The sequence below is a fragment of the Mycobacterium sp. 3-98 genome (genome assembly GCF_035918355.1).
In the GTDB taxonomy this organism is placed as follows: domain Bacteria; phylum Actinomycetota; class Actinomycetes; order Mycobacteriales; family Mycobacteriaceae; genus Mycobacterium; species Mycobacterium intracellulare.
On record NZ_CP142360.1, the window covers coordinates 4,787,288 to 4,806,045 of the forward strand.

The window sequence follows — 18,758 nt, forward strand, 5'->3', positions numbered from 1 at the left end:
GTGACAGAAACCACCCGTGCCGGCCGCCGGCGACGTGGATCCCGTTCGGCGGGCGGGCCTTTCGGATGACCGTTCGGTTGAGTATGCGTGCTCTGCCGACGACCCGCGCCCACTGCCGTTGAGTGTGCGTCCCGGGATTTGAGCGTGAACGCTGGGCGGCGACACGCCGACGATCCCCGGCCCAGGATTCACACTCGAGGGCGAGGATTCACACTCCGGGCGCAGCGCCGACCCGCAGTGCAGCCGGCTAGGCCAGCGCCGGCTCCCACTGGGGCACATCGAACAGCCAGCCCGCGGTCGCGTCCGGGTGATCCGCGTCGCCGCTGTGTGGCGCCTGGCCCGAGTCGATGCGCGCCGCGGTGAGCACTCCGGAGTAGTCGGCGACGTACAGGTGGCTGCCGTCGGGGCTTTCCAGCACGCAGGACGGGTTCTTGGTCACCGTGACCTCGCCGAGGACGTCGAGCGCGCGGGTGCCCAGCACCGTGACGCGGTCGTCGCTGACCAGGTAGGCCCGCTCGCCGTCGCGGCTGAGCGTCATCCGCGCCAGCGGCCCGGTGATCTCGTTGATCTTCTGCGTCTTGACGAGTTTGTTCGCGCGGGTGTCGATGACGTCGAGCACCGAGCCCACGACCGGGCCGCAACTGGCGACGTATGCCGTGGCGCCGTCGCTGCTCAGCGCCACATCGCGGACGGGCAGACCGAGCTCGATCGTGCCGACCACGCGCGAGCGGCCGCCCACCCGGCCGCCATCGGATCGGGTGCGGGTTTCGACGACGGCGAGGCTGCCGCCGTTCGGCCCGTTGACCCCGACGTAGAGGCGCCGGCCGTCGGCGCTGGCCCGCACGCATGCGGTGGTCGTGCCGGGTGCGGTGGCCAGTTCGATCACCTCGAGTTCGCCCGTGGTGGTGTCCAGGACCGTCACGTCGGCGCCGCGAACGGCGTTTCGGCTCGCGTACAGGTGCTTTCCGTCGGCACTCACCGTCAGGTCGCTCACGCTGTGCGCGACCGGGTGCGTGGCGATCCGCCAGTTCGTGACGACGTCGATGACTTCGATGGCGTCGTAGGCGGCGGTGGCGGTGCTGACGTAGGCGTAGTTCGCGTCCGCGCTGCTCATGGCGACGGCGGACGGTTCGCTGAGGCCGGCGAGGGTGCTCGAGACCCGAAGGGTGTGGGCGTCGATGACCGTTACCGCGTCGCGGGCATAATTCGTGACGAGCAGCCGGCGACCGTCGCCGCTGAGGTCCATGTCGCTGATCGGGCCGTGGTGCACCGGGACTCGAACCACCGCGGTGTCGTCGACCGAGAACCCGGCCGCCGTTGGGTCGTATGCATCACTCACGCTGGTACCGCCTTTGCTGTGTTCGTCGGCCCTGGTGGCCAAGTGGCGCCGCCGCACACACGCGACGATTTGGCCTCCGGATCCACCGGCTTTCAGCACCGAAAGGCGCTGACGAGACTGGTTTTCGGTAGTCTACTGACCAAAAATCGCCTTAAAGCAGTTCGAAATGCCCGACGTTAGCTACGTCACTCCGCGCACTCAGGTTCTGCTCAGACTTCCAATCACGCTGTATCGCAATCGCTTACCCGTAGCGAAACGCACGCAAACCCTCTTCCGGCGGATTTTGCTTACACCGCTAACGATTCGCGTTTCCGCTCGACCGAGGCTTTAGTAAGGAATTCTCAGGATTTGCCGTCAGCGAGGCGAATATCACACCGCCGCGATTCGGCCGCCGCCGCTAGCTGAACTGCGTCTGCGGCCGCGCCAATGGGGCCCCGTCGACGACGATGTCGACCTTTTCGTTGTAGAAGGCGATCAGGCCGGCGATCTGACCGACCGCGGGCAGCGGATAGTGGTAGGTCCACGCCAGGTCCTCGTGCACGATGTCACCCACTCGCACCGACCAATATCCCGACGTCGTTCCCTTGTACGGGCACAATGTCTGTGTGGTGCTGGGTTGCAGGTGCTCGAAGACGACGTCGGTAGGATCGATGTAATACCTTGTGGGCAAGCCTGTTTCGAACAGCAACACGGGAGATTTGGTGGCCGCCAAGGTGATTCCGTCGAGCTCCACCCGGACATGGCGGTGCGAGCGCAGGGCGTCGACACGCGAATAGGGGTTGCGCGGGTGACCGTAGACCGGCTCGTCCTCTTCGAACCAGCGCAACGGATTCCATTCGAACCGCACGGTGCCCGCCAGCGGGCTGTCGCTGTCGGCGTCGAATACCCGCGCGGCGGACGCATGCGTCTGGCCTTCGGCCACCAGGGAGTACAGCCGCGACGGGCCGAATTGCACTGTCTGCGCGTGGTTCTCGTCGCGCAGGAACTCGGTGCGGACGTCGGCCAGCGGAATGTAGTACTGCGGGTAGTAGGGGACCTCCCACACGTAGCGCGCGGCGGTGGTGTCGAAGACCAGCGCGTCGCCGAGAAAGCCACGGACCCGCCGGGGCGCGGGCTCGATCCTGCCCCGGGCGGCGGCCATTTGCGGATAGTCGGTCATGGTCGGCCGTATCCGGGCAGGTGGTGAATCCACACGATGCCCTCCGTCGGGCTGGGCGCGTTCATCACGACTCCTTGTCGGGTTCAGTGCCGCTTGTCGCGCACCTTGTACGTCGACGGCCACGACTTGCGGGACTCGTCTCCGGTCAACGGGGTTCCCATCCCGCCGACCTTGACGGCGTAGGCCTCCTTGCCCGGGCCCACCTCTCGGTTGGCGTGTTCCTGGGCGAGGAAGTACAGCTCGTCGATGGTGGCCTCGTCGTAGGCGACGAAGGAGGTTTCCCGCGCCACATCGTCGATCCCGGCCAGCATCCGGTCGGGCAGCAGCCGCGAGGCCACCGCGGCCAGGCCCAGCAGCCCGAAGGGGATGATCCAGTAGCAGAGGAAGGACAGCGGGGTCTTGGTGTCCAGGATCAGGGCGGAGGCGTTCGCCGCGGGCCGTTGCACGATCGACGGGACGGCCGAGGAGACCGTCATGGCGGCGAACGTCGCGACCCAGACCCAGCCGAGGACCTGGACGACGCGGCCGAACAGCTCGGTTTTGGCGACGTCGGGCGCGTGCTCCGCGGCGGCGAACTCGGCCACGAACGGCTTGCCGACCAGCATCCCCACCAGCGTCACCACCAGGATCCCGGCGTTGCTGAGCGTCAGTAGCCACCGCTCGAGGAACGACTGACTGAGCGTGAAAGTCAGCACGGCGAGGATCAGAAGCGCTGCGACAGAAGCGAAGTCAAAGAACTGCCACCGCCTGCCCGTCGCGCCGCCCAGGCCCAGGCCGGCGGCGGCGACCGCCAGCGCGACCAGTACCGCAGCGGCGAAGGGAACGTTTCCGACAAGGACCCAATACACGATCCACGGCGCGAGACCGAACAGCATGCCCATGCTGGGTCAGTGTATGAGTGACGGTTTGCTCCGGCGTGGGCAGGCCCAAAATGTTGGTCCGACGCTGAACCACGTCGACCGGGTGCTAATCCGACGACGTGTGCAGCGCCATCGCCAGGAAATCGAGGCGCCACAGCGACTGGAACAGCTGGTGCCCGAACTCGCGCACCCGCGTGCCGTCCTCCCGGCTGCCCTGGGCCACCGCATCGACGATTTCCCGTATGGTGCGCCGCCCGTCGACGCGCCGGACAAAGGGCAACTGGGCCGCGGTGAGTGTCAGCTTCGCGCCGGGAAGGTGAATCTCGTCGCCGGACAGCAGGCATGCCGTCCGCGGCAGGGGGACGTAATCGAGAGACGACGCCGTCGAGAAGTCGATCGCATAGTCCCGTGTCGGACGTTCGGGGCGGCAAGCGAGGAAGAAGTGGGTGGCATTGGCCGGCTGCAGGCGTTCCATCACCGACCACAGCGTGGCGTCGGGCAACCGGTTCAACAGCCACTGAAACGGACCCGTCTGCGCAAAGAGCCCGTCGTGGGGGTAGTACGGCGAATTGCGCAGCCAGCCCTGGAACGTCAGCCCGGCGGCGGCGACCAGCTCCAGGCATTCCTCGACGGTGTAGCTGCGTTGGCGGGCGTGCAAGAAGGTGTCGACCAGCGCGCCGTCGGACATCAGGTCACGCGCGCCGTGCAGGTAGGGACGGACGGGATGGTCGGGCGGCAGCGCCGCAACCGCCTCCTTGACCAGCTGAACCGACGCGTCGTCCTGCGACAGGCCGAGGTCGCGAAACGCCGATTCGAGCAGCTCCACGCCGAACCGGCCGTACTTGGCGTAGAGCATGACGCCCAGGGCGCCGTCGCTGCGCAGGCATCCACCGAGCGCGCTGAGCCCGGCCAACGGATCCGCCAGGTGGTGCAAGACGCCGGTGGAGACGATGAGGTCGAAGTCGCGGGACAGGGCCGAGACCTCTTCGATGGCCAGCAAATGCAGTTCCAGGTTGGTCAGCTGATGCTTGTCCTTCAGGTACCGCTGGTGATCCAACGCGGACCGGCTGACGTCGATCGCGACGACCCTGGCGGCGCGGTTCATGAAGGCGAAAACGGCCGCCTGGAACGTGCCGCAACCCGCGATGAGGATGTCGAGATCCGGCTTGTATGCGCGGTTCGGCCACAACACGCGATGCGCATAGAAGGGATCGAACCAATCCCAATGGTTCTTGGTCCACGCCTCGAGATCGGTTACCGGGGGCGGATATTCCCACCGATCGTATTGGCGGGAGACGCCGTCAGCCCGCGGATCCTCGGACACCTTCGCGCTGGCTCCTTCGCGGTGGCGGCTCGCACAACGGTCTCGAGCAACTTACCGCGAGTGGGGTGTTCAGGGGCGGGTCGCCGTTGCGTCCCAGCCCTCGAGGTACGTGGACACGTCCTCGATGTCGTCGGCGCTTCTGCCGAGAATGCTTTTGACGGCCTTGCCGTGCACGTAGATCGTCACGGCCTGCGCGCTGGCCTTGTCGTCCTTGTTGAAACGCCTGACCAGCCACCGTTTGATGCTGTCGGAGATATCGGCCAGCAACAGGGACAGGAATTGGGTTGTCACGCCGGCGAGGATGTAGACGCTGACCGATTCCGGCGTCTGAACGGCGAACTTGCCGGAATCAGGCATTCGCAGGGTTACGTTGCGCCCTTCGCTGGCCAGCTCACTGCGCAGTGCGTCAACGTCTTGCCGGGAGCCCGGATCGAAAGCCGTACGAATAGTTGGTCTGAGCAATACCGACGGCTGTCCATCCATCCCTGGACACTAGCCGCAAACCCGCACCGGCGCCGCGAGGCGGTGGATGCGGGCGTGGCGTCCATACGGCGCGCGTGCGTGTTTGGACGCGTTTCGCGGTGCCCCCAGTCGGACTCGAACCGACACTTGACGGATTTTAAGTCCGCTGCCTCTGCCAATTGGGCTATGGGGGCCCGGCGGCGAATCTAGCGCGTGAAGCCCGAACGCGGGGCATCGCATCCCGGCCGGTATTTGCCAGCCGTCCAACATGCGGGGGCCGTGTCCATCGATTAGGATCCGCGCGCCGCGCGCGATTTCTCCCTGTCCGCGCCCGCGATCAGATGACGTCCCGATGTCGTCCGACAGGGTCTTGTTAAAACTGCCGCCCTTGTCGTTAAGAAGCCGTAAACGACTGTAACCCCAGCTCATTGGGTGGGGAATGTGGAGTTGTGGCTCGCTAGCGTTACGCCAACGCACAGCGGCCGTTACGTGAACACACAGCGACCCACACCGGGGGTCGGCTCGTTCAGCATAGGAGCAACAGATGTCGTTTCTGACAACACAGACCGAGGAAATGCTAGCCGCGGAGACGTTGCTGTCCGGAATCAACAGCAACCTGGCGGCGCAAAACGCGGGCGCCGCGTCGGCGACGACCGTCATCGCGCCCGCCGCCGCCGACCCGGTGTCGGCCCAGCAGGCGGCGATCTTCTCGGCGTACGGCACCCAGTACCAGGCGATCGCCGCCGAGGCGCAGGCGCAGCTGGAGAAGTACTCGCAGACCCTGGGCATCAGCTCCAACAGCTACGGCGACACCGAGGCCGTCAACGCCAGCCAGGCCGCCGTTCAGGCTTTGGACGCCGCGGATTCCGGCACCGGCGCTGCCACGGGTTCCAACCCGATCGACATCCTTGCCTGGCTCCTCGGCTTCAACGGCCAGTCCAGCGGCGGCCTCGGCGGCATGTTCGGCCTGTCGAGCAACGGCGCCAACATCGGAAACATCGGCTTCGGAAACTGGGCGTCGGCCACGTCGAACCTCCTCGGCCTCGCCGGTGGCGGCCTGCTGGACACGTCCGGTGACGCCGCCGGTGCGGCCGCCGCGGCGGACCTGGCCACCTCGACCACGCCGGCCGGCGCCGGGGTGAGCGGCGTGGCGGGCGTGGGCGCGATGCCCGCCGCCGCGATGGGCCAGGCGACCATGGTCAACAAGCTCTCGGTGCCGCCGAGCTGGGCCGGTTCCACCCCGGTGGCCGGCTCGAGCGCCGCGCCGCTGCAGACCGTCGGCTGGACCGCCGCCGCGCCGCAGACCGGTGCCGGCACGGTGGTGCCCGGCATGCCCGGGGTGGGTGCGATGGGGCGCAACAGCGCCGGCTTCGGCGCGCCGCGCTACGGCGTCAAGCCGATCGTCATGCCGAAACCGGCGGCCGTCTAGGCGATCACGGCCACTCGTCAGACATCGAATCCGAACAGACAAGGAGCGGGAAACCCAGATGGTTCTTGACTTTTCAGCGATGCCCCCGGAGATCACCTCCTCGCTCATGTACGCGGGTGCGGGCTCGGCTCCGCTCATGGCCGCCGCGACGGCGTACGCCAACCTGGCCGCCGAGGTGAGCGCCACCGCCACGCAGTGGGAGTCGATCATCTCGCTTTTGACCACCGAACAGTGGACCGGCGGTGGGTCGGCCGCGGCGGCGGCCGCCGCCCAGCCCATCGTGTCCTACCTGACGGAGACGGCGACCACCCTCGAGCAGGCGAGCGCGCAGGCCACCGCGTCGGCGGCTGCCTACGAGGCGGCGTTCGCCGCGACGGTGCCCCCGCCGGTGATCGCGGCCAATCGCACGTTGCTGGCCACACTCGTCGCGACGAACTTCCTCGGCGTCAATTCGGCCGCGATCGCCGCGACCGAAGCGCAATACGCCGAGATGTGGGTGCAAGACGCCACCATGATGGCCGCCTATCAGGCCTCCTCGGCGGCGGCCGGGGTCCTCACCCCGGTGACGCCGCTGACGTCGACCACCGACCCGGCGCGAGCCGCGGCCGTGGGCAACGGCGCGGTCGCCTTCGACGCGGCGAACAGTACGTCGCAGGCGGCCGGCCTGGACCTGTCGTCGCTCATCACGTCGCCAACGAGCAGTGGCGGCCTGCTGCAGTCCATCGACAACTTGATGGGCACCCCGTCGTTCCTGAACGCCACCAACGGCGCCGTCAACACCGCGGCGTGGTGGGTGTGTGCCACGATCCCGAACGCGGTGTCGCTGGGGCACACGCTGGGATCGGTGCCGTCGATTCCGTTCTCGCTGGCCGACTCCGTCGCGCCGGCGGCGGGCGCGGCCGCCATCACGCCCGGCACGACGGTGGGCTCGGTGTCGGGCGCGGGCGCATCGGCGGCGCTGGGCGAGGCCTCCACCGTGGGCCGTCTCTCGGTGCCGGCCGGCTGGAACGCGGCCGCCCCGGCGTCGTCGTTGGCGTCGGCCACCGCTCCGCTCGAGGGCTCGGGCTGGACGGCCGCGGCCGAAGCGGAGGGCGTCACCGCGATGCCCGGCATGCCGGGCATGGCGGCGGCGGCCAAGGGCGCCGGCGCCTACGGCACCGGACCCCGGTACGGCTTCAAGCCGATCGTCATGCCCAAGCAGGTTGTCGTCTGAGGAGGGACGCTGATACGGGAATCAAGGGGGTACATGTCGCCCGTTTAAGGCGAACAATTAACCGGCAGGCCGTAATCTAGTTGAACCGCGGCCACCGCCGCATCAATTTCCATTGTTAAGACTTCGGCCGACTGAAGCTATCAAGATAGGAGACAGCCGACATGGCAACACGTTTTATGACCGACCCGCACGAGATGCGGGCGATGGCGGGCCGTTTCGAGGTCCACGCCCAGACCGTCGAGGACGAGGCTCGCAAGATGTGGGCGTCGTCGATGAACATCGCGGGCGCGGGCTGGAGCGGCCAGGCGCAGGCGACGTCGTATGACACCATGGGCCAGGTCAACCAGGCCTTCCGCAACATCGTCAACATGCTCCACGGGGTGCGTGACGGGCTGATCCGCGACGCGAACAACTACGAGCAGCAAGAGCAGGCCTCGCAGCAGATCCTCAGCAGCTAGCCCAGAACTGCTGCTGCCCAACACTTTTAAGGAGCCATGTAATGAGCATTAACTACCAGTTCGGCGACGTAGACGCCCACGGTGCCCTGATCCGCGCCCAGGCCGCGTCCTTGGAGGCCGAGCACCAGGCCATCATTCGCGATGTGCTTGCTGCCGGCGACTTTTGGGGCGGTGCCGGTTCGGTCGCGTGCCAGGAGTTCATCACCCAGTTGGGTCGCAACTTCCAGGTGATCTACGAGCAGGCCAACTCCCACGGACAGAAGGTTCAGTCCGCGGGCAACAACATGGCCAGCACCGACAGCGCCGTCGGGTCCAGCTGGGCCTGACGCCTCGTCTCTTGAAAACGGGGCCGCGCACCGACCGGTGTGCGGCCCCGTTTTGCATCTCCAGTCCACTCGACGAAACCCGCTCGGGCGCCGTCGTTTTGGAAGACGAATGCCCGTAACGCCTCAAGGCACAGCGCCTTTCGAAAGCGTCGGGAGACGCGCATACATTTGAGAATTCTATGAACTCCGTGACAATCCGGTGTGTGACCGGCCAGAATTGAAGGAATATGACCGCAACGGCCGGATACTCAGGCTCGCAGCGGCCCCGCCAAGCCATCCTGGGGCAGCTGCCGCGGATCAACCGTGCCGATGGCTCACCGATCAGGGTTTTGCTGGTCGACGACGAGCCGGCGCTGACCAATCTGGTGAAGATGGCCCTGCACTACGAGGGCTGGGTGGTCGACATCGCCCACAACGGGCGTGAGGCCATGGCCAAGTTCGAGAGGGTCAACCCCGACGTGCTCGTCCTCGACATCATGCTTCCCGACGTCGACGGGTTGCGGATCCTCGAGCGGGTGCGCCAATCCGACGTCTACACCCCGACGCTTTTCCTGACCGCGCGCGACTCGGTCATGGACCGGGTGACCGGCCTGACCGCGGGCGCCGACGACTACATGACCAAACCGTTCAGCCTGGAGGAATTGGTCGCTAGGCTGCGCGGGTTGCTCCGCCGCTCCGGCCAGCCGCCCACGCCGACGGCCGAAACCCTCATCGTCGGCGACCTGCGGGTCGACACCGCCAGCCGGGAAGTCACCCGCGGTGACACCGCGGTGTCGCTTTCCTCCACCGAGTTCGAGTTGCTGCGCTTCCTCATGCGCAACCCGCGGCGCGCGCTGAGCCGCACCGAGATCCTGGACCGGGTGTGGAACTACGACTTCGCGGGGCGCACCAGCATCGTGGATCTCTACATCTCGTACTTGAGGAAAAAGATCGACTCCGGCCGGGAGCCGATGATTCACACGGTCCGCGGCGTGGGGTACATGCTGCGGCCGGCGGAATGACCGAAGACAAGGCCGCGACATCCGGGATCTTTCCCCGGTGGTTTCCCTCGTCGCTGCGCCGCCAGCTCCTGTTGGGCGTGCTGGCCGTGGTCAGCGTGGTGCTGGTGACCGTCGGCATCGTTTCCGTGCTCAGCCTGCGCGGCTATGTCAACGCCATGAGCGACGCCGACATCGCCGAGTCCCTCGACGCGTTCAGCCACCAGTACACGAAATACCGCAACGGCGAACACACTTCGACGCATCCGGGCACGCCGCCGATCGGACAGGCGATGCTGGAATTCACCGGACAGACGCCGGGCAACCTGATCGCCGTGCTGCGCAACGGCGTGGTGATCGGGTCGGCGGTCTTCTCCGAGGGCGAACCGAAACCCGCGCCGGCCGACGTCATCAGCGCGCTGGAAGGGCAGACGTGGTCCGGCGGCCCACCCCGGACCGAAATACTGGGCAGGCTCGGGTCTTATCGCCTCGACAGCACCGTGGACGGCTCCGACGTGCTCGTGGTCGGGATGTCGCAGAACCTCGCCGACCGGATCATCGCGCGCAAGCAGATCACCACGATCGCGCTGACCGCCGGGGCGCTGGCCCTTACCGCGGCTCTGACCGGGTGGGTCGTCGGGTACACGCTTCGTCCGCTGCGCCGGCTCGGCGCGATCGCGGCCAACGTCGCCGCCATGCCGCTCGCCGACGACGACCACCGCATCAGCATCCGGGTACAACCGCAGGACACCGACCCGCAAAACGAGGTCGGGATCGTCGGCCACACGCTGAACCGCTTGCTGGACAACGTCGATGGCGCGCTGGCGCATCGGGTCGAATCCGATTTGCGGATGCGGCAATTCATCAGCGACGCCAGCCACGAACTGCGCACACCTTTGGCGGCGATTCAGGGCTACGCCGAACTCACTCGCCAGGACAGTTCGGAGCTGCCGCCGACCACCGAATACGCGCTGGCCCGCATCGAGTCCGAGGCCCGGCGGATGGCGTTGCTCGTCGACGAGTTGCTGCTGCTTTCCCGGCTGGGCGAAGGGCAAGATCTGCAGTCCGAGGACGTCGACCTGGCCGCGGTGGCCAACAACGCGGTCAATGACGCGACGGTGGCTGCGCTGACCCACCACTGGGTCAAAGACCTGCCCGACCATCCGGTCTGGGTGCGGGGCGACCACGCCCGGCTGCACCAGTTGGTCAGCAACCTGCTGGGCAACGCCCGGGTGCACACACCGCCCGGGGTGACGGTGACGACCGGAATCACCTGCCACCGTGACGGTCCCGAACCGCCGTTCGTGGAATTGACCGTCACCGACGACGGGCCCGGCATCGACGAAGAGCTACTGCCCAGGCTGTTCGAAAGGTTCGTCCGCGCAGACAAATCGAGATCCGACGGCTCGGGCCACGGACTGGGCCTGCCGATCGTCAGTTCGATCGTCAAGGCCCATCATGGTTCGGTCACCGTCGAATCCACGGAGGACGAGACGGTTTTCCGGGTACGGCTCCCCCTGATCGACGGGCCGCCACGGGGCGTTAATAAACCGTAAAGGTGCACGGTAGCCCCGTTAGGAAACCGTCAACCACACACCCTCACCGCACGCCACCCGGTTAGTTTCAATCGGACGTTGGCCCGCGGCTGTCGCGCGACGGTGGGGCTACTCGGAGTCCCTTGCGTATGCGCGTGATTGGCGCGGAACGGAGACGAGATGGGCGTGGCGGTGTACGTCGTGCTGACCGTGGCGGTGTTCGCCGCACTCGGCGTGGCTCAGAAGCTGGTCGAGCGGCTATGAACTACCAAAACGCGGTCGGTTTGGTGCTTTCCGTCCTCGTTGCGCTCTACGTGGGTAGCGCCCTGCTGTTCCCCGAGAGGTTCTGAGTGAGCACGACAACGGCCGGGATCGTTTTCCTCGTTGTCCTCGTCGCGGCGGTGGCGGTTGTCCACGTGCCCTTCGGGGACTACATGTTTCGCGTGTACGCCGCGGAGAAGGATTCTTCTGTCGAGCGGATGGTCTATCGGCTGATCGGCGTCGACGCGCGCTCGGAACAGACCTGGGGGGCCTATGCCCGAAGCGTGCTGGCGTTCTCGTCGATCAGCATTCTGTTCTTGTTCGTCTTCCAACTCGTCCAGGGCAAGTTGCCGCTGCACCTGCATGATCCGGCCACCAGGCTGACGCCCTCGCTGGCGTGGAACACCGCGGTCAGCTTTGTCACGAACACCAACTGGCAGGCCTACTCCGGCGAGACGACACAGGGACATCTCGTGCAGATGGCCGGCCTGGCGGTGCAGAACTTCGTGTCCGCCGCCGTCGGGATGGCGGTCGCCGTGGCGCTGGTGCGCGGGTTCGCCCGCACCCGCACCGGCGAGCTCGGCAACTTCTGGGTCGACCTGGTGCGCGGGACGCTGCGGATCCTGTTGCCCGTCGCCATCGTCAGCGCGATCCTGCTGATCGCCGGTGGGGCGATCCAGAACTTCCACCTGCACGACCAGGTGGTCACCACCGTCGGCGGCGCCCAGCAGACGATCACCGGCGGGCCGGTGGCCAGCCAGGAGGTCATCAAGGAACTCGGCACCAACGGCGGCGGCTTCTACAACGCGAATTCCGCGCACCCGTTTGAGAATCCGACCGGCTGGACCAACTGGCTGGAGATCTTCCTCATCCTGGTGATCGGGTTCTCACTGCCCCGCACGTTCGGGCGCATGGTGGGTAACACCAAGCAGGGCTTCGCGATTGCGGCCGTGATGGCGACGCTGTACATGATCAGCACCACCTTCATGCTGTGGTTCCAGACGCAGCACCACGGCACGGTGCCGACGGCCGTCGGCGCGGCGACGGAGGGGGTCGAGCAGCGCTTCGGCGTCGCCGACTCGGGGGTGTTCGCCGCCGCGACGACCCTCACGTCCACCGGCGCGGTCGATTCCGCGCACGACTCGCTGACCAGCCTGGGCGGCATGATCACGATGTTCAACATGCAGCTGGGTGAGGTCGCGCCCGGCGGCACCGGCTCCGGCCTGTACGGCATCCTGGTGCTGGCGGTGATCACCGTGTTCGTCGCCGGCCTGATGGTCGGACGGACCCCGGAATACCTCGGCAAGAAGATCACCCCGCGCGAGATCAAGCTCGCCGCAAGCTATTTCCTGGTCACTCCGCTGATCGTGCTGACCGGCACCGCGATCGCGATGGCGTTGCCCGGCCAACGCGCCGGCATGCTCAACAGCGGACCGCACGGACTCTCCGAGATCCTCTACGCGTTCACCTCGGCGGCCAACAACAACGGGTCCGCCTTCGCCGGCCTGAGCGCCAACACCGACTGGTACAACACCGCTCTCGGCCTGGCCATGGCCATCGGCCGGTTCCTGCCCATCGTGCTCGTGCTGGCGCTGGCCGGATCGCTGGCCCGGCAAGGCAGCACACCGGCCTCGGCGGGCACCTTGCCCACGCACCGGCCGCAGTTCGTGGGCATGGTCGCGGGCGTCACGTTGATCGTCGTTGCCCTGACGTTCTTGCCCATGCTCGCGCTCGGGCCCCTGGCCGAAGGGATTCACTGATGACCGCCACCGCGATCCAGCCGGCCGAGCAGACGCGACCGGCGGCGTCCACCGGCAGAAAACGGGTGCAGGGTGGCCTGCTCGACCCGAGGATGCTGTGGCGCTCGACCCCGGACGCGCTGCGAAAACTCAACCCCCGCACCCTGTGGCGCAACCCGGTGATGTTCATCGTCGAAATCGGCGCCGCCTGGAGCACCGTCCTGGCGGTCGCCGCGCCGAGCTGGTTCGCCTGGCTGGCCGTGATCTGGTTGTGGCTGACCGTGCTGTTCGCCAATCTCGCCGAAGCGGTTGCCGAGGGCCGGGGCAAGGCCCAGGCCGAAACGCTGCGCCGAGCCAAAACGCAAACCGTCGCCCGCCGGCTCAAGGACTGGGTACCGGGGGGCGCCGCGGTCGAGGAAGCGGTCGCCGCGGCGCAACTGCGACAGGGCGACATCGTCGTGGTCGAGGCCGGCCAGGCGATCCCCGGCGACGGTGACGTGGTGGAAGGCATTGCCTCCGTGGACGAATCGGCCATCACGGGCGAGTCGGCGCCGGTGATCCGGGAGTCCGGCGGCGACCGATCGGCGGTCACCGGCGGCACCACTGTGCTCAGCGACCGGATCGTCGTCAAGATCACCCAGAAGCCCGGTGAGAGCTTCATCGACCGGATGATCGCGCTCGTCGAGGGCGCCAACCGGCAGAAGACCCCGAACGAGATCGCGCTGAACATCCTGCTGGCCGCGTTGACGATCATCTTCGTCTTCGCCGTCGTGACCTTGCAGCCGCTGGCCATCTACTCCAAGGCGAACAACCCCGGCGTCCCGGATAGCCAGGCGCTGGACGCCGGCGGCGTGACCGGGATCGTGATGGTGTCGCTGCTGGTGTGCCTGATCCCGACCACCATCGGCGCGCTGCTGTCGGCCATCGGCATCGCCGGCATGGACCGGCTGGTGCAGCGCAACGTGCTCGCCATGTCCGGGCGGGCGGTGGAGGCCGCCGGCGACGTCAACACCCTGCTGCTGGACAAGACGGGCACCATCACACTGGGCAACCGGCAGGCCGCCGCCTTCATCCCTCTCGACGGAGTGTCGCCCGAACAATTGGCCGACGCCGCGCAATTGTCCAGCCTCGCCGACGAAACACCCGAGGGCCGTTCGGTTGTCGTGTTCGCCAAGGAGCACTTCGGATTGCGTGCCCGCACACCGGGCGAGCTGTCACAGGCCCACTGGGTCGCCTTCTCAGCCACCACACGGATGTCGGGCGTCGACCTCGACGCGCACCTGCTGCGCAAGGGCGCGGCCAGCTCGGTCGCGGAATGGGTGCGCGGCCAAGGGGGCAACGTCCCCGCGCAGCTCGGCGAGATCGTCGACGGCGTCTCCGCCGGTGGCGGCACGCCGCTGGTGGTCGGGGAAAGCGTCGACGGGCACGCGAGGGTGCTCGGTGTCATCCACCTCAAAGACGTCGTCAAGCAGGGCATGCGGGATCGGTTCGACGAGATGCGCCGGATGGGCATCCGGACGGTGATGATCACCGGCGATAACCCGTTGACGGCCAAGGCGATTGCCGACGAGGCCGGTGTCGACGACTTCCTGGCCGAGGCCACCCCGGAGGACAAGCTCGCGTTGATCAAGCGCGAGCAGGCCGGCGGCAAACTGGTGGCGATGACCGGCGACGGCACCAACGACGCGCCCGCGTTGGCGCAGGCCGACGTGGGTGTGGCGATGAACACCGGCACGTCGGCCGCCAAAGAGGCCGGCAACATGGTCGACCTCGACTCCGATCCCACCAAGCTCATCGAGATCGTGGAGATCGGCAAGCAGCTGCTGATCACCCGCGGGGCGCTGACGACTTTTTCGATCGCCAACGACATCGCGAAGTACTTCGCGATCATCCCGGCGATGTTCGTCGCGCTGTTCCCCGGCCTGGACCTGATCAACGTGATGCGGCTGCACAGCCCGCAATCGGCGATCCTGTCCGCGGTCGTCTTCAACGCGATCGTCATCGTGTTGCTGATCCCGCTCTCGCTGCGCGGTGTGCGGTACACGCCGAGCAGCGCGTCAAAACTGTTGAGCCGCAACCTGTATGTCTACGGTCTGGGCGGCATCGTCGCCCCGTTCGCCGGAATCAAGGCGATCGACCTGATCGTCCAATTCATCCCGGGGATGTCCTGATATGACGAATTTCGTCCGCCTGCACTGGGCGGCACTGCGTGCGCTGCTGGTGCTGACCGCGATCACCGGTCTGGCCTATCCCCTATTCGTCTGGGCCGTCGCGCAGCTTCCGGGATTGCGGGAGCACGCCGAGGGGTCGATCCTCACCGCGGACGGTAAGCCGGTGGGCAGCAGGTTGATCGGCCAGTCCTTCACCGACTCCGGCGGCAACCCGTTGCCGCAATACTTCCAGAGCCGACCCTCGGCGGCGGGCGCCGGCTACGACCCGACCTCGTCGGGCGGCAGCAACCTGGGGCCGGAAAGCATCGTCGACGCGCCCGGCAAGCCGAGCCTGCTGACGCAGGTGTGTGCGCGCAGTGCCGCGGTGGGCAGGCTGGAAGGTGTCGACGGGTCGCGGCCGTTCTGCACCGGCGGCGGCGTGGGCGCGGTGCTGTCGGTGATCGGCCCGCGCGACGCGCGTGGAAACGTCGTCCACCCGACCCGGGTTATCAGCGTCAACGAGCCGTGCGGCTCGACGCCGGCGCCGTTCCTCAGCCTCTACCAGGGGGTGCGCGTCGAATGCGCCCAAACCGCAGAGGACTACTCGATCGGACAGACCGTACCCGTCCGCGGCGCCGCGCCCGCCAGCCCGGCCGTGCCGGCCGACGCGGTCACCGCCAGCGGCAGCGGCCTCGATCCGAACATCTCGACGGCCTACGCCGACATCCAAGTGGCACGGGTCGCCCACGCCCGCAGTGTCAGCCCGGATCAGATCCGTGCGGTGGTGGCGCAGAACCGGAGCGGCCGCGCGCTGGGGTTTTTCGGTGAGCCGTGCGTCGATGTGCTGCAACTCAACCTGCAACTCGACCACCGGTATCCCGTCACGAGTTAGCGGCAAGGGGGATGATGGTTGGCGTGAGTGACGTCAACCTCCACGGCCGCCAACCCAGGCGGGGGGAGCTACGCATCTACCTCGGTGCCGCTCCGGGTGTGGGTAAGACGTATTCGATGCTGGGTGAGGCGCATCGGCGGCTGGAGCGTGGCACCGATCTGGTGGCGGGCGTGGTGGAAACCCACGGGCGTGCGAAAACCGCTGAGCTGCTTGAGGGCATCGAGATCATTCCGCCGCGCTATATCGAGTATCGCGGCGGCCGCTTCCCCGAGCTCGACGTGCCGGCCGTGCTGGCGCGCCGCCCGCAGGTCGTCCTCGTCGACGAACTCGCGCACACCAACGCGCCGGGCAGCAAGAACCCCAAGCGATGGCAGGACGTCGAGGAGTTGCTCGACGCCGGGATCACGGTGATCTCCACGGTCAACGTGCAGCACCTGGAAAGCCTCAACGACGTCGTCGCCCAGATCACCGGGATCGAGCAGAAGGAGACCGTCCCGGACCTGATCGTGCGGCAGGCCGCGCAGGTCGAACTCATCGATATCACGCCAGAGGCGTTGCGGCGCAGGTTGTCCCATGGCAATGTCTACGCTCCCGATCGCATCGATGCGGCGCTGTCGAACTACTTCCGTCGCGGAAACCTCACCGCGCTAAGGGAACTGGCGCTGCTGTGGCTCGCCGACCAGGTCGATACGGCGCTGGCAAAATACCGGGCCGAGAACAAGATCACCGACATGTGGGAGGCCCGCGAGCGGGTTGTCGTCGCGGTCACCGGTGGACGCGAATCCGAGACGTTGGTGCGACGGGCGTCCCGCATCGCGTCGAAGTCCACCGCCGAGCTCATGGTGGTCCACGTCGTCCGCGGCGACGGCCTGGCCGGCCTGTCGGAATCCCGGATGGCCAAGATCCGCGAGCTGGCGAGCAGCCTGGACGCTTCGCTGCACACCGTCGTCGGCGACGACGTGCCCACGGCCCTACTCGAGTTCGCGCGCGAGATGAACGCCACGCAGCTGGTGATCGGCACCTCGCGGCGGTCGCGCTGGGCGCGCCTGTTCGAGGAGGGCATCGGCCCGAGGATCGTCGAGCTGTCCGGCAAGATCGACGTGCATCTGGTCACCCACGAGGAGGCCAAGCGCGGATTTCGCACGGCCTCGCTCGCGCCGCGCGAACGGCGGGTGACGTCGTGGCTGGCGGCGCTCATCGTGCCGTCGATCATCTGCGCGATCACCGTCACGGCGCTGGATCCCTACCTGGACACCGGCGGCGAGAGCGCCTTGTTCTTTGTGGGGGTGCTGCTGGTCGGGTTGTTCGGAGGCGTTGCGCCCGCGGCGCTTTCGGCGATGCTGTCCGGGCTGCTGCTGAACTACTTTTTGATTGCCCCGCGGCACAGCTTCACCATCGCCGAACCCAACAGCGCCATCACCGAATTGGTGCTGCTGCTGATCGCGGTCGCGGTGGCGGTGCTGGTCGATTTCGCGGCCAAACGCACCCGGGAAGCCCGCCGCGCGTCGCAGGAGGCCGAGCTGCTGACCCTGTTCGCGGGTTCGGTGCTGCGCGGCGCCGACCTCGAAACGCTGCTCGAACGGGTGCGTGAGACGTACGCCCAGCGCGCGGTCGCGATGTTGCGCGGGGCCGGCGAGGAAGCGCGCGGCGGCGGCACCACGAGCGACGTCGTCGCCTGCGTGGGCAGGGATCCCTGCGTCACCGTCGATTCCGCGGACACCGCGATCGAGGTCGGTGACGACGAATTCTGGATGCTGCTGGCGGGCCGAAAGCTCTCGGCGCGGGACCGTCGGGTGCTCAGCGCGGTGGCCAGGCAGGCGGCCGGTTTGATCAGGCAGCGGGAACTCGCCGAGGAGGCCAGCCGAACCGAGGCGGTCGTGCGGGCCGACGAACTGCGGCGCTCGCTGCTGTCCGCGGTCAGCCATGACCTGCGCACGCCGCTGGCGGCGGCCAAGGTCGCGGTGTCCAGCCTGCGCGCCGAGGACGTCGCCTTCTCCGCCACCGACACCGCGGAGTTGCTGGCGACGATCGAGGAGTCCATCGACCAACTCACCGCGCTGGTCGGCAACCTGCTCGATTCCTCGCGGCTGGCCGCCGGGGTGATCCACCCCGAGCTGAGCCGGGTGTACCTCGAGGAAACCGTGCAACGCGCGCTGGTCAGCATCGGCAAGGGCGCCACCGGCTATTTCCGGTCCGCCATCGACCGCGTCAAGGTGGACGTGGGCGACGCCATGGTGATGGCCGACGCCGGGCTGCTGGAGCGCGTGCTGGCCAACCTGATCGACAACGCGCTGCGCTACGCGCCCCACTGCCTGGTCCGGGTCAACGCCGGGCGGGTGGGCGATCGGGTGCTGATCAACGTCATCGACGAGGGGCCCGGAATACCCCACGGGGCCGAGGAGCAGATCTTCGAAGCGTTTCAGCGGCTCGGCGATCACGACAACACCACCGGCGTCGGTCTGGGGATGTCGGTGGCGCGGGGCTTCGTCGAGGCGATGGGCGGGACCATAACGGCCACCGACACTCCGGGAGGCGGGCTGACCGTGATCGTGGAAATGGCTGCGCCGCAATCGATAGAGGACCGGCGCACATGACGCGCGCCGGCGACGATGCAGAGCGCAGCGATGAGGAGGA

At 67.4% G+C, this 18,758-nt stretch carries 16 protein-coding genes and 1 tRNA gene; 11 read left to right on the forward strand and 6 right to left on the reverse strand.

The features are described from left to right. Positions 1–247: 247 nt before the first annotated feature. The 6 genes from QGN30_RS22360 to QGN30_RS22385 form a co-directional block, all read right to left on the reverse strand. Positions 248–1,339, reverse strand: coding sequence for a YncE family protein (locus QGN30_RS22360; protein ID WP_248923522.1), 1,092 nt, complete (start codon positions 1,337–1,339; stop codon positions 248–250). 397 nt (positions 1,340–1,736) lie between these two features. After that, complete coding sequence (locus QGN30_RS22365) at positions 1,737–2,498, reverse strand: DUF427 domain-containing protein (RefSeq protein WP_014379365.1); 762 nt, start codon at positions 2,496–2,498, stop codon at positions 1,737–1,739. Positions 2,499–2,581: 83 nt separating this feature from the next. Next, the gene (locus QGN30_RS22370) at positions 2,582–3,379 is read right to left on the reverse strand and encodes a hypothetical protein (RefSeq protein ID WP_136246020.1); all 798 of its coding nucleotides are present in this window, start codon (positions 3,377–3,379) and stop codon (positions 2,582–2,584) included. An 85-nt stretch (positions 3,380–3,464) separates the two neighbouring features. Beyond that, positions 3,465–4,682 carry a class I SAM-dependent methyltransferase gene (locus tag QGN30_RS22375; RefSeq protein WP_136246019.1) on the reverse strand — a complete coding sequence of 406 codons (1,218 nt, stop codon included), beginning with the start codon at positions 4,680–4,682 and terminating at the stop codon, positions 3,465–3,467. Positions 4,683–4,751: 69 nt separating this feature from the next. Then, positions 4,752–5,039: a hypothetical protein gene (locus QGN30_RS22380; protein WP_014381936.1), complete on the reverse strand. Its 288-nt coding sequence runs from the start codon at positions 5,037–5,039 to the stop codon at positions 4,752–4,754. Between the two features lie 225 nt (positions 5,040–5,264). Then, a tRNA-Leu gene (locus tag QGN30_RS22385) sits at positions 5,265–5,338 on the reverse strand. Between the two features lie 350 nt (positions 5,339–5,688). Here QGN30_RS22385 and QGN30_RS22390 point away from each other — a divergent pair. The 11 genes from QGN30_RS22390 (at position 5,689) to QGN30_RS22440 (ending at position 18,718) form a co-directional block, all read left to right on the forward strand. Then, on the forward strand, positions 5,689–6,573 hold the full coding sequence (locus QGN30_RS22390) for a PPE family protein, SVP subgroup (protein ID WP_008254258.1): 885 nt from the start codon (positions 5,689–5,691) through the stop codon (positions 6,571–6,573). Between the two features lie 58 nt (positions 6,574–6,631). Beyond that, a complete protein-coding gene (locus QGN30_RS22395) occupies positions 6,632–7,786 on the forward strand; it encodes a PPE family protein (RefSeq protein WP_248923521.1) in 1,155 nt (384 codons plus the stop codon). A gap of 161 nt (positions 7,787–7,947) precedes the next feature. Beyond that, a complete protein-coding gene (locus QGN30_RS22400; RefSeq protein ID WP_003874404.1) occupies positions 7,948–8,244 on the forward strand; it encodes a WXG100 family type VII secretion target in 297 nt (98 codons plus the stop codon). A 41-nt stretch (positions 8,245–8,285) separates the two neighbouring features. Then, positions 8,286–8,570, forward strand: coding sequence for a WXG100 family type VII secretion target (locus tag QGN30_RS22405; RefSeq protein WP_008254256.1), 285 nt, complete (start codon positions 8,286–8,288; stop codon positions 8,568–8,570). 227 nt (positions 8,571–8,797) lie between these two features. Next, positions 8,798–9,571: a response regulator transcription factor gene (locus QGN30_RS22410; protein ID WP_009954125.1), complete on the forward strand. Its 774-nt coding sequence runs from the start codon at positions 8,798–8,800 to the stop codon at positions 9,569–9,571. Then, the gene (locus tag QGN30_RS22415; RefSeq protein ID WP_014379347.1) at positions 9,568–11,103 is read left to right on the forward strand and encodes a sensor histidine kinase; all 1,536 of its coding nucleotides are present in this window, start codon (positions 9,568–9,570) and stop codon (positions 11,101–11,103) included. The genes QGN30_RS22410 and QGN30_RS22415 overlap by 4 nt, the downstream gene beginning before the upstream one ends. Before the next feature lie 159 nt (positions 11,104–11,262). Then, positions 11,263–11,346 carry a hypothetical protein gene (locus QGN30_RS22420; RefSeq protein WP_008254247.1) on the forward strand — a complete coding sequence of 28 codons (84 nt, stop codon included), beginning with the start codon at positions 11,263–11,265 and terminating at the stop codon, positions 11,344–11,346. A gap of 86 nt (positions 11,347–11,432) precedes the next feature. Then, positions 11,433–13,103: a potassium-transporting ATPase subunit KdpA gene (gene kdpA / locus QGN30_RS22425; RefSeq protein ID WP_014379346.1), complete on the forward strand. Its 1,671-nt coding sequence runs from the start codon at positions 11,433–11,435 to the stop codon at positions 13,101–13,103. Beyond that, positions 13,103–15,253 (forward strand): potassium-transporting ATPase subunit KdpB, encoded by a 2,151-nt coding sequence (gene kdpB, locus QGN30_RS22430; RefSeq protein ID WP_014379345.1) that lies wholly within the window; start codon positions 13,103–13,105, stop codon positions 15,251–15,253. Before kdpA ends, kdpB begins: the two co-directional genes overlap by 1 nt. A 1-nt stretch (position 15,254) precedes the next feature. Further along, positions 15,255–16,124, forward strand: coding sequence for a potassium-transporting ATPase subunit C (locus QGN30_RS22435; protein WP_014379344.1), 870 nt, complete (start codon positions 15,255–15,257; stop codon positions 16,122–16,124). A gap of 11 nt (positions 16,125–16,135) precedes the next feature. Beyond that, positions 16,136–18,718: a sensor histidine kinase gene (locus tag QGN30_RS22440; RefSeq protein WP_029384562.1), complete on the forward strand. Its 2,583-nt coding sequence runs from the start codon at positions 16,136–16,138 to the stop codon at positions 18,716–18,718. Positions 18,719–18,758: the final 40 nt, after the last annotated feature.

Bases quoted from the DNA above. Each gene is read 5' to 3' on its own strand.
- QGN30_RS22365 (WP_014379365.1), bottom strand. From the start codon at position 2,498: ATGACCGACTATCCGCAAATGGCCGCCGCCCGGGGCAGGATCGAGCCC.
- QGN30_RS22370 (WP_136246020.1), bottom strand. From the start codon at position 3,379: ATGGGCATGCTGTTCGGTCTCGCGCCGTGGATCGTGTATTGGGTCCTT.
- QGN30_RS22380 (WP_014381936.1), bottom strand. From the start codon at position 5,039: ATGCCTGATTCCGGCAAGTTCGCCGTTCAGACGCCGGAATCGGTCAGC.
- QGN30_RS22390 (WP_008254258.1), top strand. From the start codon at position 5,689: ATGTCGTTTCTGACAACACAGACCGAGGAAATGCTAGCCGCGGAGACG.
- QGN30_RS22395 (WP_248923521.1), top strand. From the start codon at position 6,632: ATGGTTCTTGACTTTTCAGCGATGCCCCCGGAGATCACCTCCTCGCTC.
- QGN30_RS22400 (WP_003874404.1), top strand. From the start codon at position 7,948: ATGGCAACACGTTTTATGACCGACCCGCACGAGATGCGGGCGATGGCG.
- QGN30_RS22405 (WP_008254256.1), top strand. From the start codon at position 8,286: ATGAGCATTAACTACCAGTTCGGCGACGTAGACGCCCACGGTGCCCTG.
- QGN30_RS22410 (WP_009954125.1), top strand. From the start codon at position 8,798: ATGACCGCAACGGCCGGATACTCAGGCTCGCAGCGGCCCCGCCAAGCC.
- QGN30_RS22415 (WP_014379347.1), top strand. From the start codon at position 9,568: ATGACCGAAGACAAGGCCGCGACATCCGGGATCTTTCCCCGGTGGTTT.
- QGN30_RS22420 (WP_008254247.1), top strand. From the start codon at position 11,263: ATGGGCGTGGCGGTGTACGTCGTGCTGACCGTGGCGGTGTTCGCCGCA.
- kdpB (WP_014379345.1), top strand. From the start codon at position 13,103: ATGACCGCCACCGCGATCCAGCCGGCCGAGCAGACGCGACCGGCGGCG.
- QGN30_RS22435 (WP_014379344.1), top strand. From the start codon at position 15,255: ATGACGAATTTCGTCCGCCTGCACTGGGCGGCACTGCGTGCGCTGCTG.
- QGN30_RS22440 (WP_029384562.1), top strand. From the start codon at position 16,136: ATGATGGTTGGCGTGAGTGACGTCAACCTCCACGGCCGCCAACCCAGG.